14 protein-coding genes are annotated in these 15,822 nt (G+C 73.7%); 4 read left to right on the forward strand and 10 right to left on the reverse strand.

The genetic code is table 11. The annotated features are described in order from the left end of the window. Together J2S44_RS00005 and J2S44_RS00010 are read right to left on the reverse strand one after the other, a co-directional pair. On the reverse strand, positions 1–1,726 hold a 1,726-nt coding region (locus J2S44_RS00005; RefSeq protein WP_310407558.1), incomplete at its 3' end, for an EAL domain-containing protein. A 61-nt stretch (positions 1,727–1,787) separates the two neighbouring features. After that, on the reverse strand, positions 1,788–3,440 hold the full coding sequence (locus tag J2S44_RS00010) for a GAF domain-containing sensor histidine kinase (protein WP_310407559.1): 1,653 nt from the start codon (positions 3,438–3,440) through the stop codon (positions 1,788–1,790). 185 nt (positions 3,441–3,625) lie between these two features. Here J2S44_RS00010 and J2S44_RS00015 point away from each other — a divergent pair, with 185 nt between their 5' ends. Next, the gene (locus J2S44_RS00015; protein ID WP_310407560.1) at positions 3,626–4,300 is read left to right on the forward strand and encodes a hypothetical protein; all 675 of its coding nucleotides are present in this window, start codon (positions 3,626–3,628) and stop codon (positions 4,298–4,300) included. A gap of 5 nt (positions 4,301–4,305) precedes the next feature. Beyond that, entirely contained in the window at positions 4,306–5,112 is an 807-nt protein-coding gene (locus tag J2S44_RS00020; RefSeq protein ID WP_310407563.1) for a class F sortase, read from the forward strand. Between the two features lie 4 nt (positions 5,113–5,116). Here the strand turns inward: J2S44_RS00020 and J2S44_RS00025 are convergent, their stop codons facing one another. Genes J2S44_RS00025 through J2S44_RS00035 form a run of 3 tightly spaced genes read right to left on the reverse strand, consistent with a single transcriptional unit; the run spans position 5,117 to position 7,426 of the window. Next, complete coding sequence (locus J2S44_RS00025; protein WP_310407566.1) at positions 5,117–5,524, reverse strand: VOC family protein; 408 nt, start codon at positions 5,522–5,524, stop codon at positions 5,117–5,119. 31 nt (positions 5,525–5,555) lie between these two features. Further along, positions 5,556–5,981, reverse strand: a complete 426-nt coding sequence (gene arfB / locus J2S44_RS00030) for an alternative ribosome rescue aminoacyl-tRNA hydrolase ArfB (RefSeq protein ID WP_310407568.1) — start codon at positions 5,979–5,981, stop codon at positions 5,556–5,558. A 56-nt stretch (positions 5,982–6,037) separates the two neighbouring features. Beyond that, positions 6,038–7,426: an NAD(P)/FAD-dependent oxidoreductase gene (locus J2S44_RS00035; RefSeq protein WP_310407570.1), complete on the reverse strand. Its 1,389-nt coding sequence runs from the start codon at positions 7,424–7,426 to the stop codon at positions 6,038–6,040. Between the two features lie 179 nt (positions 7,427–7,605). Here J2S44_RS00035 and J2S44_RS00040 point away from each other — a divergent pair, with 179 nt between their 5' ends. Next, positions 7,606–8,391 (forward strand): alpha/beta hydrolase, encoded by a 786-nt coding sequence (locus J2S44_RS00040; RefSeq protein WP_310407571.1) that lies wholly within the window; start codon positions 7,606–7,608, stop codon positions 8,389–8,391. Positions 8,392–8,471: 80 nt separating this feature from the next. Here J2S44_RS00040 and J2S44_RS00045 read toward each other — a convergent pair whose 3' ends face one another. The 3 genes from J2S44_RS00045 to J2S44_RS00055 all read right to left on the reverse strand — a co-directional run bounded on the left by J2S44_RS00045 (position 8,472) and on the right by J2S44_RS00055 (position 11,767). Continuing rightward, positions 8,472–8,999 carry a putative immunity protein gene (locus J2S44_RS00045; protein ID WP_310407573.1) on the reverse strand — a complete coding sequence of 176 codons (528 nt, stop codon included), beginning with the start codon at positions 8,997–8,999 and terminating at the stop codon, positions 8,472–8,474. A gap of 133 nt (positions 9,000–9,132) precedes the next feature. Further along, a complete protein-coding gene (locus J2S44_RS00050; protein WP_374727792.1) occupies positions 9,133–10,458 on the reverse strand; it encodes a glycoside hydrolase family 10 protein in 1,326 nt (441 codons plus the stop codon). A 160-nt stretch (positions 10,459–10,618) separates the two neighbouring features. Then, positions 10,619–11,767: an MFS transporter gene (locus J2S44_RS00055; RefSeq protein ID WP_310407574.1), complete on the reverse strand. Its 1,149-nt coding sequence runs from the start codon at positions 11,765–11,767 to the stop codon at positions 10,619–10,621. 29 nt (positions 11,768–11,796) lie between these two features. Between J2S44_RS00055 and J2S44_RS00060 the strand changes: the two genes are divergently transcribed. Beyond that, entirely contained in the window at positions 11,797–12,900 is a 1,104-nt protein-coding gene (locus J2S44_RS00060) for a winged helix DNA-binding domain-containing protein (protein WP_310407575.1), read from the forward strand. 153 nt (positions 12,901–13,053) lie between these two features. Here J2S44_RS00060 and J2S44_RS00065 read toward each other — a convergent pair whose 3' ends face one another. Together J2S44_RS00065 and J2S44_RS00070 are read right to left on the reverse strand one after the other, a co-directional pair. After that, complete coding sequence (locus J2S44_RS00065; protein WP_310407576.1) at positions 13,054–14,382, reverse strand: TldD/PmbA family protein; 1,329 nt, start codon at positions 14,380–14,382, stop codon at positions 13,054–13,056. Continuing rightward, complete coding sequence (locus tag J2S44_RS00070; RefSeq protein ID WP_310407577.1) at positions 14,379–15,815, reverse strand: TldD/PmbA family protein; 1,437 nt, start codon at positions 15,813–15,815, stop codon at positions 14,379–14,381. Before J2S44_RS00070 ends, J2S44_RS00065 begins: the two co-directional genes overlap by 4 nt. Positions 15,816–15,822: the final 7 nt, after the last annotated feature.

Raw genomic sequence — 15,822 nt, forward strand, 5'->3', positions numbered from 1 at the left:
GGTCGAGTTCGTCGCGTTCCAGGTTCTTGATGAACGCACCGTCGATCTTGAGGAAGTCGACCGGCAGGTGCTTGAGGTACGTGAACGACGACAGGCCGGTGCCGAAGTCGTCCAGCGCGAACCGGAAGCCGAGGTTGCGCAGCTCGGAGATGAACTCCGCGGCCTTCTTCAGGTCGTTGATCGCGACCGACTCGGTGATCTCGAAGCAGATCAGCTCGGCCGGGATGCCGGACAACGCCAGCTGCGCCTGCACGTAGTCGATGAACTCCGCGTCGCCGATCGACGGTCCGGACAGGTTGATCGCCCAGTGGTCGCCGATCTTGCCGTCCGGGCCGGTCGCGCCGTAGCCCTGGTAGTGCGCGGCGAGCACCTGGAACGCGTGCGCGACCACCCAACGGTCGACCGCGGGCAGCAGGTCGTAGCGCTCCGCCGCGGGCAGGAACAGGCCCGGCGGGACGACCCGGCCGTCCTCGCCGCGCATGCGCAGCAGCAGCTCGCCGAACTGGAAGTCGCCGTCCGGCACGCGCGCCCCCGGCACCCGCGCGATCGGCTGGTAGAACAACTCGAACCGGTCGTCGCGCAGCGCGGTGACGAGCCGGCCGGCCCAGTCCATCTCCTGCTGGTGCTTGGCCAGCGCCTCGTTGTCGGCCCGGTACAGCTCGACCCGGTCCCGGCCGCGTTCCTTCGCGGTGTAGCAGGCCGCCTCGGCCGCGATGATCAGCTCTTCCGGGCCGACGGCCAGCGGCGACACCGGGACCACGCCGATGCTGGCGGTCAGCGCGACGGCCTGGCCCTCGACCTGGAACGCGAGGTTCGCGACCCCGGCCCGCACGCGTTCCGCGACCGCGACGCCGTCCTCGGCCGCGACCGGCAGCAGCAGCGCGAACCGGTCGCCCCGGACGCGGGCCACGACCACGTCGTCGCCGGCCAGGTCCTCGATCAGCTCGGCCACCCGGCACAGCATCTCGTCGCCCTGGGTGTGCCGGCCGGCCTCGCTGATCAGCCGGAACCGGTCCAGGTTGACCAGGCACAGCGTCTGCGGCGTCGACGCGGACGCGCCGATCGCGTCCAGCATCCGCCGGTCGAAACCGGTGCGGTTCAGCAGCCCGGTGAGCGCGTCGTGGGTGGCCGCGTGCGCGAGCTCGTCCGCGGCCGCCTGGCCCCGGTCCTGTGCGGTCTCGGTCAGCCGCCAGTTCGCGATCGCGGCGATCGCGGCGCCGCCGATGAACGCCGCGTGGATCGCGGCCCACTTGATCGGTTCGTCCGTGGCCGCGGTGTGCGCGTAGACGTCGTGCGGCGCGAAGACGCCGACGACCGCGTGCTCGGCCAGTACGAACACGGTCGCGAGCAGGAACGTGATCCACTCCTGGTAGAGGACGATCACGAAGAGCATGACGAAGAAGTGGAAGTGCGCCTCGGTCTGCCCGTCCGCCAGCCCGACCATCACCGCGGACGAGCCCATCAGGCCGAGCGTGGTGATCGACGCCCGCCAGCGGCGGGACAGCCCCCGGTACGCGCCCAGCGCCACCGCGACGACCAGCGGGAACACCACGACCAGCGCGTCCGCCGGGGAGTGCCCGCGGAACAGGGCGAACGCGTACAGCCCGGCCGCGTGCAGGCCGAGCACCCAGAGAATCGCGCGGTGCCGCCGCGCCCAGGCCTCGCCGGGCAGCGGCCGCCCCTGCGGCAGCACGGACCCGACGGCCCGCAGCCAAGCTGTCAGCACGTCTCCCCCATCGGCACGACCCGGGAACACCTGACCAAAAACCATCAGAGGGCAAAAACCATCAGAGGGTACGCGGCAGCGTGAACACGATGGTCGTGCCGCCGCCCGGCGTCTCCTCCGCCCGGATCCAGCCGCCGTGCCGCTGCACGATGCGCAGGCAGGTGGAGAGCCCGATGCCGTGTCCGGTCCGCGCGGCCGGATCGACCATGGCGAACATGTCGAACACGCGTTCCCGGTGCGCGGGCGGGATGCCGATGCCGTCGTCCGCGACCCGGACCAGCACCCGGTCGTCCGTGACCTCGGCGGTGACGGTGATCGTCGGTGGCCGGTCCGGGCGCCGGTACTTGATCGAGTTGCCGATCAGGTTCTGCAGCAGCTGACGGACCAGCGTCGGGTCGCAGCTCGCGGCCGGCAGCGGGGCCGGTGTCCGTACCGTGGCCTGGTTGTCCCTGATCGCGGTGCGCAGGTCCACCATGGCGTGGCCGAGCACCTCGGCGAGGTCCGTGGGCCGGCAGACCGTGGGCGCGTTGCCGGCGCGGGCGTAGGTGAGCAGCGCCTGGATCAGCCCCTGCATCCGGGCCACCGACCGGGCGGCCGTGAGCACCCAGCCGCGGGCCTGCTCGTCCAGCTGGGCGCCGTGCAGGTCGGCCAGCAGCTCGAGGTATCCGGAGACGACCGCCAGCGGGGACGCCAGGTCGTGCCCGGCGACCGCGGCGAAGTTGGTCAGCTCCGCGTTCGACCGTTCCAGCTCCGCGACGGTCGCGTTCAGCGCGGCGTGCGCGGCCTCCATCTCGATCCGGTGCGCCCGGTCCGCGGAGACGTCGGTCATCGCGACCACCGCGCCGAGCGGGATGCCGTCCGTCGCCGTCAGCCGGCGGCCGGTCGCGCTGACCCAGCGGGCCTCGCGGGCCGGCGGCCGGATCATGATCTCCGCGTGGTCGACCGCGCCGTCCCGCAGCGCGCGCAGCAGCGGGATCCGGTCCGGTCCCAGCGGGGTCACGCCGTCCGTCTCGAACAGCGCGTACGTGTCGGACAGGTCGCCCGGGTCGACCGTGGCGTCCGCGTCCAGGCCGTGCCACTCCGCGGCCGCCCGGTTGAACAGCGACAGCCGGCCGAACGGGTCCGCGGCCACGATCGCCACGTCCACGCTGTCCAGCACCGCGTCCAGCAGCTGCTGGCGGGTCTCCGCCTCGTGCAGCGCCCGCTGCGCCACCGCGGCCAGCTCGGCGCGGGCGCGTGCCTCCCGGCGGCGTTCGAACAGCGCCAGGATCACCCGGGCGAGGTCCTCCAGGCGGGCGACCTGCCGTTCGTCGGCACGGCCGGGCACCTCGTCGAAGACGCAGAGCGTGCCGAGCGCGTGCCCGGACGGCGTGACCAGCGGGACGGAGACGTAGAACCGCACGGCGGCCAGCCGCCCGGTCACCCACGGGTTGTCCCGGTAGACCGGGTCCTGGCTCGCGTCCGGCACCACGATCGTCCGCTTCTCGAGCAGCCGGATCGCGCACATCGAGTCCTCACGCGCGGACTCACCGCCCTGGAACCCGGTCGTGGTCAGCTGACACTGCCGGTTCTCGTCGATCAGGTTCAACGTCGCCGTGGGTACGCCGGCGACCAGCGCGGCGACCCGGACGACCGCCCCCAGCTCGTCGTCGGCGGGCGCGTCGAGCAGACCGTACTCGTGCAGCGTCGCCAGCCGCTCGTGCTCGTCGTCCACGCCGGACCCTTCGGCAGCCCGGCGGCGGAGTTGAGGACGTAGAATTCGGTGAATTCGTGTCCGATGGGATACCTGCCTGATTCGTGTCGGTTCCTGGACACCATGCGCGACGGACTGCTGGCACCATTACGCGGTTCCACAAGAGATCTGTCCCTCACCGCCGACTTTGCGAAGAGGCATCGGCCATGTCCGACTACAGACCACCGCAGACCCCTCCGCCGTCGAACCCGCCACCGTCCGACCCGCCGCCACCCGGCAACCCACCGCCCGGTAACCCGCCGCCGGCCTACGGCGCCGGTGGTGGCGCCGGTGGCGGTGGCGGCCGTCGCCGGGCCACCTGGATCACCGTGGTGGGCGTGCTCCTGCTGCTGCTGTTGCTGCTGCTCCTGCTCGCGTTCTGCCGCGACGGCGGCAACGATCCGGTCGCCTACCCGACCGGCTCGCCGACGCCGGGCACCGGCGTCACCACCGGTCCGACGTCCGCGCCGCCGACCACCGGCAGCCCCGGCCCGTCGTCGACGGTGCCGGGCGGCTACCCGACCACCTCCGCGGACCCGTCGGTCACGCCCACGGCCTACCCGACCACCGGCGGACCGACCGGCGGACCGACCACCGGCGCACCGACCGGCGAGCCAACCGGTGGACCGACCGGCGAGCCGACGGGTGGGCCGACGGGTGGGCCGACCACGCCGGGACCGGGTGGTGGCACCACGGGTGCGCCGTACCCGAGCGGCGGACCGGACACCGGCGTCGGCGCCGGTGGTGGCGGCATGAACGGCACGCTGCTGGCCGGCCTGGCACTGTTGGTCGCCGCCTGCGCCGCGACGGTCGCCGCGGTCCGGCGCCGCCCGTCCCGCTGATCCGCGTGTTCGACGAGGTACGGGCACGGCTGCGGCCCCGCGTCGCGGTGGTCGCGGTCGTGCTCGCGCTCGCCGGCACGGTCCTGACCGTGCGGGGTGCCCGCGAGGAGGCGGCGGCGGACGCGGCCGAGACCGCCCGCGCCCAGGCGACCGGCTTCCCCGAGGAGGCCGGTGCGGTCCGCTCTCCCGGTGCGGCCGGGCGGGCCGACACCGCGATCCCGGCGCCGACGACCCCGGCCGGCCCGTCGTTCCCGGCGGCGCCCGCCACCCGCCGGCTCGGCGACGATCCACGGTGGACGGTGCTGCCGCGCAGCCTCCCGCGGACGCTGGACATCCCGTCGATCGGCGTCCACTCGGCGCTGATCCCGCTCGGCCTGCACCGGGACGGCACGGTCGAGGTCCCGCCGCTGACCGGCAACGCGCCCGCGGGCTGGTACCGCCACTCCGTGACACCCGGCGAGACCGGACCGTCCGTCCTGCTCGGACACGTCGACTCGATGCAGACCGGCCGCGGTGTCTTCTACCGCCTGACCGACCTCGCCCGCGGTGCCGAGATCCGGGTGACCCGCCAGGACGGCGGCACCGCGGTCTTCACCGTCACCGGCCTGGAGCGCTACGCCAAGTCCGCGTTCCCCACCGCGCGCGTCTACGGTCCCACCGACGCCCCGACGCTGCGGCTCGTCACCTGCGGCGGCGCCTACGACCCGGTGGCGCGGACGTTCGTCGACAACGTCGTCGTCTACGCGACCGCGCGGCCCGCACCGGCCCGCGGCAACCCGGACGCCGAGGTGGACGGCCGCCCGGTCCACTGACCGTTCAGCCGGACGCGGCCGCCGGCGAGGTCACCTCCCAGAGGTTGCCGTCCGGGTCCGCGAACGTCGCCGTCACCGTCCCCCACGGCTGCGTCTGCGGCGTGACGATCGGCGCCGCTCCCGCCGCGACCGCGCGCTCGAAGACCTCGGTCACGTCGGCGGGGCCGGGCACGTCCAGCGTCAGCAGGCAGCCGACCGTCGTGCCGTCGGTCATCCGGCGTTCGCCGATCGCCCACTCGAACCCGCCGTGCGGCACCATCATGATCCGCACGCCGCCGCCCACGTCGAACTGCAGCGGCTCGGGGATCCCGTCCGCCGCGACCTCGCCGGCCGGCGCGAACCCGAGCCCGCCGGTGTAGAAGTCGTACGCCACGCGACGGTCCGCGATCGGGATGCAGACGGAGAAGGTCATGTGCGCAGGATATCGGCGCCGCCGCGGACGGTCAGTCCGCTTCGCCGCGCCGGCCCCGTTTGATCGCGCCGCGCTGCTTCTTGGCGGAGATCCGGCGCTCCACGGACCCACGGGTCGGCTTCGTGGCCCGGCGCTGCCGTGGCGGGGCGGCCACCGCGCGGGCGATCAGCGCGGCCAGCCGGGCCCGGGCCGCGTCCCGGTTGCGCAGTTGTGAGCGGAACTCCGACGCGACGATCGTGATCACGCCGTCCACCAGGCGGTTGCCCAGCCGTTCCAGCACCCGGTCGCGCAGCACCGGAGGCAGCACCGGCGACTCGGTCACCGACCAGCTCAGCTCGACGCGGCTGTCCGCCGTGTTCACACCCTGCCCACCCGGACCGCTGGACCGGGAGAAACGCCAGCGCAGCTCCGACGCCGGGATGACCAGCCGGTCGGAGACGTGAAGATCGTCCGCCATGCCACCACGGTAGTGGGCGGGCCCGGGAGCCCGCCCACCCGTCCGTACCGTCGCGGTCAGGGTCGTGGCACCGGCGACCCGAGCTTGGAGACGGAGACCGGTGCCGGGACGCCGTCGTGGGCCGGCACGGTCGTGTCGAGCAGCCCGAGCCGGCGGATCGCGCCGCGGGCGACGACCTGCTGGGTGGTGGTGACACGTTCGGAACGGCCGGTGCCGACGAACGAGACGAACCAGTGGCCGATGGTGGAGATGCGGTTCTTGAAGCCGACCAGGTAGAGCAGGTGGACGGCGAGCCACATGAACCAGCCGATGAAGCCGGTGAAGTGCAGCTTTCCGGTGCTGGCCACGGCCGAGAACCGCGAGATCGTGGCCATGCTGCCCTTGTCGTGGTACTTGAACGGCTCGGGCGCAGGCTTGCCGGCCAGCCGTCGCTTGATCGTCTCGGCCGCGTACCGCCCGCTCTGGATCGCGACCTGGGCGACGCCGGGCAGCCGGTTGAGCGACATCATGTCGCCGACCGCGAAGATCTCCGGGTGGCCCGGAACCGTGCAGTCCGGATCGACCATGATCCGGCCGGCGCGGTCGGTCTCGGCACCGGCCGCGGCCGCGATCTTGCGGGCCAGCGGCGGCGCCGCCACCCCGGCCGCCCAGATCTTGGTGGCCGCCTCGATCCGCTGCTTGCCGCGGGCGGTCTCCACGTCGATGCCGCCCTCGTCGACGCCGACCACCTTCGTGCCCAGCTCGACCTCGACGCCGATCTTGTGCAGCTGCCGGAGGGCCTGGGTGGACAGGTGGTCACCGAAGCTGGGCAGCACCGCGTCGACCGCGTCGACCAGTATCACCCGCGCGCGCTTCGGATCGATCCGCCGGTACTGCCCCGGAAGGGTGCGGTGGGCGAGCTCGGCGATCTGGCCCGCCATCTCCACACCGGTCGGTCCGGCGCCGACGACCACGAACGTGAGCCAGCGGTCGATCGCCTCCTGGTCGGTCTCCAGCTCGGCCATCTCGAACGCGCCGAAGATCCGCCCGCGCAGCTCCAGCGCGTCGTCGATGCTCTTCATGCCGGGCGCGTTCTCCGCGAACTGGTCGTTGCCGAAGTACGACTGGGACGCGCCGGCGGCCACGATCAGCGTGTCGTAGGGCACCTGGTACTCGATGCCGGTCGGCGCGTTCGCGGTCACTATCCGCTGCGCGACGTCCACGTCGGTGGCCCAGCCGAGCAGCACCTCCACGTTCTGCTGCCGCCGCAGGATCTCCCGCACCGGCGGCGCGATCTCGCCCTCGGACAGAATCCCGGTCGCGACCTGGTACAGCAACGGCTGGAACAGGTGGTGGGTCGTCCCATTGATCATTGTCACGTGCACGTCCGCACGTTTCAGCGCCTTCGTGGCGAAGAGTCCTCCGAACCCGGCACCCACGACGACAACTCGATGTTGCTCGCTCATGGCTCTCCCTTTCCCCCGAAGACCCCGATGCTCACGTTACGGCCTGCCCGTCCTCGTTGGGCGGCAATGCCCAGCACTGACTCACCTCCCATTTCCCCGGACCGGCACCGTGCAGACCCTGCGCCCACCACAAAACTGACGCGCCCGTCCCCGGGCGGTCGGGTCGTCGTTGGACCGGTGTGCGACGACGGGTTCTGCTGGCGGGGATCGCGGGTGGATCGGCGGCGGTCGCCGCGGCCGGGCTGTGGCGGGCGTGGGACGGGCCGGAACCGGTGCGGCCGCCGGCACCGGCCGGAGTGGAACGGCTGGAGCGGGTGTGGTCGGCGGCCCGCGGGCGCGAGGTGGACTTCTACACCGCGGTGCCGCACGGGCACGGTGACGGTCACGGCCTGCCGGTCTGCCTGGTGCTGCACGGCGGCGCGAAGCGTCCGCCGGACTTCGCCGCGCTCGGCCTGGGCGGGTTCCTCACCGACGCGGTCCGGCGCGGCACGCCACCGTTCGTGCTGGCCGGTGCCACCGGCGACCGGCTCGCCTGGCGGCCGTCCGCAGCGGACGATCCGCAGCGGATGGCCGCCGAGGAGATCCCGGCCTGGTGCGCGGCCCGCGGCTTCGACCCGGCCCGGCTCGCCGCCTGGGGCTGGTCGATGGGCGGCTTCGGGGCGCTGCTGCTGGCCGAGGCCCGGCCGGGCCTGCTGCGCGCGGTCGCCGCGTTCTCCCCCGCGGTCACGCCGGGCGACGCGGTCTTCGGCGGCATCACCCGGCTGGGTGACACCCCGGTCGGGCTCTGGTGCGGCACCGGCGATCCGCTGCACCCGAACGTCCGCGCGCTCCACGACGCCCTGCCCACCCCGCCGATGGCCGGCGGTTACGGCGCCGGACGGCACCATTTCGGCTACTGGAGCACGATCCTGGCGCCCGCGTTCGCCTTCGTCGGCGCGACGCTCCACGCCTCACCCACGGCATGAGATCGGGCGCCCGACCTGGCCGGCGCCGCACCGCGGGGCGACCGCGCGCCCGCCGGCCGAGCCGGGCGGCGCGTGCCGGTCTACGGCCGGCGGAGCGCGGTGTCGAGGGAGCGGACGATCTCGCCGGCCCGGCCGCGGCCGGGTGGCGCGGGCGGGTAGCGGGTCAGGACGCTGATCACGACCGGCCCGGCCAGTACGCGGGCCGCCTCGATGGAGGCGGTGCCGCCGTCGAGTTCGTGGGCGTACGCGGCGTGGCCGGCCGCACCGAGGATGTGCAGCACCTGAGTGGCCTTGGCCAGCGGGTGCAGGAACGGTGCGCTCGCGGCCGCGACCGCGGCGCGGGCGGCCTCGGCGGCCGCGAGCGCACCGGCGTCGCGGGCTTCCCGGTAGGCGCGGTGGGCGGCCCAGGCCGCGTCGCGGATCGCCGCCACCCGCCGGCCGCCGGTGGCGAAGGTGCGTGCCGCCTCGATCGCGGCGTGCGGACGCCGGTCGCCGGGCCGGGCGCGCTCGACGATCGGCAGGGCCGGTTCCGCGCACGCCACGGCGAACGCGGCGACCGCGCGGAGCTCGGCCGTACTGAGCGTGATCGGTGAGGTTCGGTCATCCACCCCTTCCACCGTACCGTTGAACGGCCGGTGGAAGGTTACGCGCTATGTCCGCCGGTGAGCGGCGCGAAAGTCTCCACGCGGGACCGGGGCGGCGGCGCGGCGCCGCCGCCCCCGGGGGCGGATCTCGGTGAACTCAGCTCGCCGTGCAGGAGGTGATCTGCGGGCGGGCGGAGCTGTTGCCGTTCGTCATGGTGGTGAAGCCGAACGTGTTGCCGCTGCCGTTCGCGCGCATGGTCATCACGGTGCCGCTGGAGTCCCAGCTCGGCGTGCCGTTCCAGGTGGTGGAGACGCGCTGCGGTGAGGTGAGCGTGACCACGACCGACCAGTTGGAGCCACCGCTGACCGTGACGGACGTGTTGTACCGGTCGCCCCACACCTGACCGGGCGTCGCCGAGGCGGTGCAGTTACCGGCGGGCGGCGGGGTGGTGCCCGGCGGCGGCGACGTGGGCGGCGTGGTGCCGCTGTTGAGCGCCGCGAGCACCGCGTCGTAGGCCGCCTTCTTCTGGCCGCTGCCGTTGAACAGCAGCGGGCTCTCGCCGGAGCGCCACGAGTCGGAGTCGCGGATGCCCCACACGGTGATGCCCTTGCAGCGCGGAACCGCGAGGCAGTCGTTGGTCACGTTGCGGTACGCGTCGGCCGGCGCGTTGCGGATGTCCAGCTCGGTGATGTGCACGTCCACGCCGAGCGCGGCGAAGCTGGACAGCGTGGTCCGGTAGTTCGACGGATAGTTCGACCCGCCGGTGAAGTGCGACTGGAAGCCGACGCAGTCGATCGGGACGCCGCGCTGCTTGAAGTCCTGCACCATCCGGTAGACGCCCTGCGTCTTCGCGTCCGTCCAGTTGTCGGTGTTGTAGTCGTTGTAGCAGAGCTGCGCGTTCGGGTCGGCGGCCCGCGCGGCGCGGAACGCGGCCTCGATCCAGTCGTTGCCGGTGCGCTGCAGGTTGGAGTCGCGCCGGGCGCCGCTGGACCCGTCCGCGAACGCCTCGTTCACCACGTCCCACCAGGCGATCTGACCGCGGAAGTGGGTGGCGACCTGGGTGACGTGGTTGAGCATGGCGTTACGCAGCGCGGTGCCGGACAGGCTCTCCATCCATCTGGGCTGCTGCGCGTGCCAGGCCAGCGTGTGCCCGCGGACCTGCATGCCGTTGGCGCGGGCGTGCGCGACGATCCGGTCCGCGTTGCCGTAGCTGAACTGGTTCTGGTTCGGCTCGGTGGCGTCGGTCTTCATCTCGTTCTCGGGCGTGATCTGGTTGAACTCGCGGTTCAGGATCGTCGTGTACGCGGAGTCGCCCAGCCTGTTCGCCGCGACGGCGGTGCCGAAGTACCGGCCCTTCTCGGCCGCGGACGCGCCCAGCGTGGTGGCGGCCTGGGCCGCGGTGGTGACGCCGACCGCGAGGCTCGCCGCGAGCGCGGCGACGGCCGCGATCAGTACCGCGCGCCGTGGTGTCGAGACAGTCACGTGGTCCTTCCCTTCTGCGCCGGGCGGGACGGGGTGAGTGCACCGGCAACGCCACCAGGTTACGAAACTTTTCCGTAACATCCAAGTCTGTAAATGTGTTATCGACGCACGTATCCCGGGGTCGCGGCGGTTCTCGGCGGTCCGGAAGTTTCAGCCGACCTCATCGCGCCGCGGTGACCTGCTCGCCGGTCGGCGTCACGGCGACGGCGCGGGCCGCGAGCACGATCACGACGGCCAGCACCACCGGGATCGCCAGCGCGACCGGCAGCCCGGTCAGCGTGGCACCGCCGCCGATCAGCACCGGACCGGCGAAGAAGCCGAGCCAGCCGATGCTGGCCGCGCGGGCGATCGCGCGGGCCGGCCGGTCCGGGTTGCGCGCACCCGCGGCGGAGAAGACCTGCGGTGCGATCGTGGACAGGCCGGCGCCCAGACAGCCGAAACCGATCACACCGGCGACCGGGTGACCGATGACCAGCGCGGCGCCGAGCCCGCCGGCCGCGAGCAAACCACCGGCGCGCACCACCGCGACCGGGCCGAACCGGGCGGTGAGCGGATCCCCGGCGAGCCGGCCGGCCGTCATCGCGGCGAAGAACGCGGCATAGGCACCGGCCGCCAGCGCCGGGGAACCGCCGAGGTTGTCGCGGACGTAGACGGTGCTCCAGTCCGCGGCGGCGCCCTCGCCGATCAGCGCGCAGAAGGCAAGACCACCCAGCAGCAGTACGCCGTGCAGCCGGCCCGGATTCTGTCGTACCGCTGTGGCAGGGTGTGTCCTGGCCCGCACCGACACGGCGACGAGCGCGACCGCGGCCAGCACCACCGCGACCGAGGCGAACGTGACGGCCGCCCCCGCCCCGGCCGCGGCGAACGCGCCACCGGCCGCCGCGCCCAGGAAGCCGCCGACGCTGTAGGCGGCGTGGAAGGAGGACATGATCGGCGAGCCCCAGGACCGTTCGATCTCGACTCCGCGCGCGTTCATCGCGATGTTCAGCGTGCCGTGCACCACGCCGAACGCGAAGAGTGCCGCCGCGAGCGTGGCCAGGCTCGGCGCGAGCGCCACCGGGATCAGCAGGAAACCGTCGGCCACCGCGACCGGTGTCAGCACCCGGCGCGTGCCGAACCGGTCGACCAGCGGGCCGCCCGCCTGCATGCCGGTGATCGCGCCCGCGGCCAGCGCGAGGAGTGCGAGGCTGAGCAGGCCGTCGGTCAGGCCGAGCCGCTCCTTGATCGCGGGGATGCGGGCGGTCCAGACACCGATCAGCGTGCCGTAGAGCAGAAAGAGGAGTGCGGTGGCGAGGCGCGCTTTCTTCATCGCCCGACGATAGATCAGGAGTGGACACTGTGGAGGTCACGCGGGAGCAGGTGCTGGGGTTCCGGATCCGGGCGCAACAACTCGACCGGGCGGCGGGCACCGGCTCGGTCGAGGACACCGCGCTGCTGGACTACGGCGCGCAGGACACCGGGCCGGACGGCGCGCTCTGGGCACTGCAGACGCGTGGCGTGGACACCGCGAGCGTGCCGGACGACGCGCTGAGCATGCTGTGGACGCTGCGCGGCGGCCCGCACCTGTACCGGCGGGCGGACCTCGCGCAGGTCGCCGCCGCGGTCGCGCCGTTCGACGACGACGACGCGGGCAAGCGCATCTACGACGCGTCGAAACCGTTGCGCCAGGCCGGGATCGGCAACCTGGAGGCGCTCGACCAGGTGGCCGCGCAGATGCGGAAGATCGTGTCGAAGCCGACCGTGAAGGGTGACGTCTCCGGCCGGCTGGCCGCGGTGCTGGACCCGCCGCACCTGCGGTTCTGCAAGCCGTGCGGCGTGACGCACGCGTGGGAGATGCCGTTCCGGCTGGCCGCGATCCGGGCCGGTCTGGAGCTGGAGCCGGGCACGTCGCCGCCGGTGCTGCGGCGCATCCCCGGGTTCCGGGTGAGCAGGACGGTCCCGCCCCGGTTCGACGTGATCCGGACCTACCTGCGGCTGCTCGGGCCGGCCACGCCGAAGCAGGTCGCCGCGTTCCTGGACGCGCCGGTCAAGGCCGTGACCGCGCGCTGGCCGGCGGACGTGACCGAGGTGGTGGTGGCCGCGCAGAAGCGCTCGATCCTGACCGCCGACCTGGACGCGCTGACCGCGGGCCCGGCCGCGGACGTCACCCGCCTGCTCGGGCCGTACGACCTGTTCGTCCAGGCGAAGGACCGGGAGCTGCTGGTCGACGACCCGGCCCGGGCCAAGGCGATCTGGCCGGTGCTCGGCCGGCCGGGCGTGGTGCTGGTCGACGGCGACCTGCTCGGCACATGGCGGCCCCGGAAGCAGGGCAAGAAGTTCCGGCTGGACGTGGACCTGTGGGCGCCGGTGCCGCCCGGCCGGCGCAAGGCGGTCGAGGAGCAGGCCGAGCGGCTCGCCGCGTTCCGCGACATCCCGCTGACCGAGCTCACGTTCCGCACCTGACCGGGGCCGCGCCGGCCGACCGTCCTGGTTCGGAGCCGCGCCCGCTCGCGGGCCGACCGGCAGCGCGGCCCCACCGGCAGCGCGGGGGCCGACCCGCCTCTCGGCCCCGACCCCGGCGAGCCGGCCGGCTCGCCGGGGTCGGCGCTCGCCGGGTCAGCCGGCCGCGTTGCCGGTGTAGTTCCAGGAGGCGAGGCGCAGGGCCGGGGCGCGGAAGCCGAGATCCAGGCGCGTCGCGGGCTGCCCGACCGCGGTCGCGCCCACGCCGAGCACCGCGCCCGGCGCGAGCGCGCGCGGGTAGGACTGGGTGAAGCGCAGGTTCTGCACCGGCCGGGTGACCTGCCCGTCCTCGATCAGCCACAGCCCGTTGCGGGTCAACCCGGTCATCACCAGCGTCTTCGGGTCGAGCACCCGGGTGTACCAGTTGTCGGTGACCAGCAGGCCCCGCTCGACGTCGCGGACCAGCGCGGACACGTGCGAGTCCGCCTCCGGTCCGTCGACCTCGTCGGCCGGTCCGGCACCGGACCCGAGCAGGTGCAGGCACGACCCGAGCGCGCCGAACCCGGCGTCGCTGTAGTGGCCGGTGGAGACGGCGCCGGCCAGCGCCGCGGTCCGCCGGTCGTGCAGCACCCCGCGGATCGTGCCGCGGTCCACCAGCGTCAGCGTGTCCCGCGGCGTACCCTCGGCGTCGAACGGCAGTCCGATGCCACCCGGCCCGGCCGGGTCGTCGAGCAGCGTGATCGCCGGGTCGAGCTGGTCCGCGCCGGGCGTGGCGAACGACATGCCCTCCGCGACCATCCGGCCGTTGAAGCCGAAGATCGCCAGGCAGTTGAGCACGTCCGCGACCGCGGTCGGTTCGAGCACCACCTCGTAGCGGCCCGGCGGCAGCGCCTCCGGGTGCGCGGACGCGCGGGCCTTGACGGCGGCCCGGGCGCCGAGCCGGGCACCGTCGAGGTCGGCGAGACGCACGGACGCGAGCCGGGACACCCCGTCGGACGTGCCGGTCCGCGCGATGCCGTCGAGCGCGGCCTCGGTCGTGCCGCCGGCCGCGACCTGCCCGAGCGTGTTCTCGTAGGTGGCCCGGTGCACGGTGGTGGAGACGTACCCGGCGGTCTCCAGCCCGCCGGCCGCGCGCACGAAGTCCCGGACCCGGGCGGCCCGGTCCGCGGGTGTGGCGGTGGCGGTCTCCTCGTCGAGGTTGCCCTCGCCGGGCAGCGCGGCCGGCGCTGTCAGGCCCGGCCAGGCGCGGTCGGCGGGCGCGGCCTCCAGCGCGGCGCGGGCCCGGGCGATCAACGTCTCCGGGTCCCGGCCGGTCAGCGCGACGGTACGGCCGTCGCGGTGCACGCGCAGCCGTACGCTGGTGGTCTCGGTCGTGATGTTCTGGTGGATCGCGGAGTTCGCGAACCGGGTCAGGCCGCGCGCCACACGCTCGGTGAAGATCTCGGCCTCGGCGCCCGGCAGCGCGTTCCGCACCTGCTCGATCATCCGCGCACCCCCACCCGCACGTTCTGGAACCGGGCCGGCGCCGCCGGGTGGCCGGTGTGCCCGATCTGCGCCGGCTGCCCCTTGCCGCAGTTCGGCGTGCCGTAGGCGACGATCTCGGAGGAGAGCATGTCCATCGACCCCCAGAAGACCGGGCCGATCCCGGTGTACGTGGGGTTGCGCAGCAGCCGGCCGAGCCGGCCGCGTTTGACCTCGTAGCCGACCTCCGTGCCGAACTGGAAGTTGAGCCGCTTGTCGTCGATCGACCAGGAGCGGTTGGTCTCCATCAGGATGCCGTCGTCGGTCGCCTCGATGATCTCGTCGAGCGTGTGCGGGCCGGGTTCCAGGCCGACGTTCGTCATCCGGACCATCGGCAGCGACTGCCAGCCGTCCGCGCGCACGCTGCCGCCGTACGGCAGTCCGGCCACGGCCGCGGAGTCCCGGCCGGCCAGCACGCCGGTCCAGATGCCGTTCCGGACCGCGTCCCGCCGCACCGCGGGCGAGCCCTCGTCGTCGTAGCCGAACGAGCCGAGCGCGCCCGGGAGGGTCGGGTCGATCACCACGTTGAGCAGGTCCGAGCCGTAGCGGAGCGCGCCGAGTTCGGTCAGGTCGAGCCAGCTGGTGCCGGCGAACGCGGCCTCCCAGCCGAGGATCCGGTCCAGTTCGATCGCGTGCCCGATCGACTCGTGGATCTGCAGTGCGAGCTGCTCGCCGCCGAGGATCAGCGTGGTCTCGCCGGCCGGGCAGAGCGGCGCGGAGAGCAGCGCGCGGGACTCGTCCGCGATCCGTTCCGCGTGCGCGGCCAGGTCCAGCTCGGTGACCAGCTCCCAGCCGCGGGTGCCGTACTGGCCGCGGTGCGACGGGTAGGACCGCCGCTGGGTCTCGCCGTCGCCGATCGCGGTGGCCCAGATGCCGCCGCCGCACTCACGGATGTGCTGGTCGATGCGGTGCCCCTCGGACGAGACGAACCACTTGCGGGTGTCCCAGGCCTGGTAGACGCCCTCGGCCAGGTCGGCGCCGGCCGCGTGCGCGGTCTTGGTCGCGCCGGCCAGCAGGTCGCCCTTGTCGGAGAGCGGCACCGCGAGCGGGTCGATCTCGCAGCCGCTGGCCCAGGAGTCGATCGTGGCCGCGGCCGGGGTGAACTCGACCGGGCGCCCGGCGACGGTCGCGGAGGCCTCGGCGATCTCGGCGGCGGAGCGTCCCGCCTTTCGGGCGGCTATGTCCGTCAGGTCGGATATGGCGTAGAAGCCCCAGGAGTCGCCGACCAGCGCGCGTACGCCGAGGCCGGCGTCCTCGCGCTGGGTCAGCTCCTGGATCTCCCCGTTGCGAGCGTGCATCGACTCGTACCGCCGATGCATCACCCGCGCGTCCGCGTAGCGGGCTCCGGCGGCCAACGCCGCCTCGACCGCCACCTGCGCCTCGTCGAAGTCGCTCATGGACTCC

Source organism: Catenuloplanes niger (assembly GCF_031458255.1).
In the GTDB taxonomy this organism is placed as follows: domain Bacteria; phylum Actinomycetota; class Actinomycetes; order Mycobacteriales; family Micromonosporaceae; genus Catenuloplanes; species Catenuloplanes niger.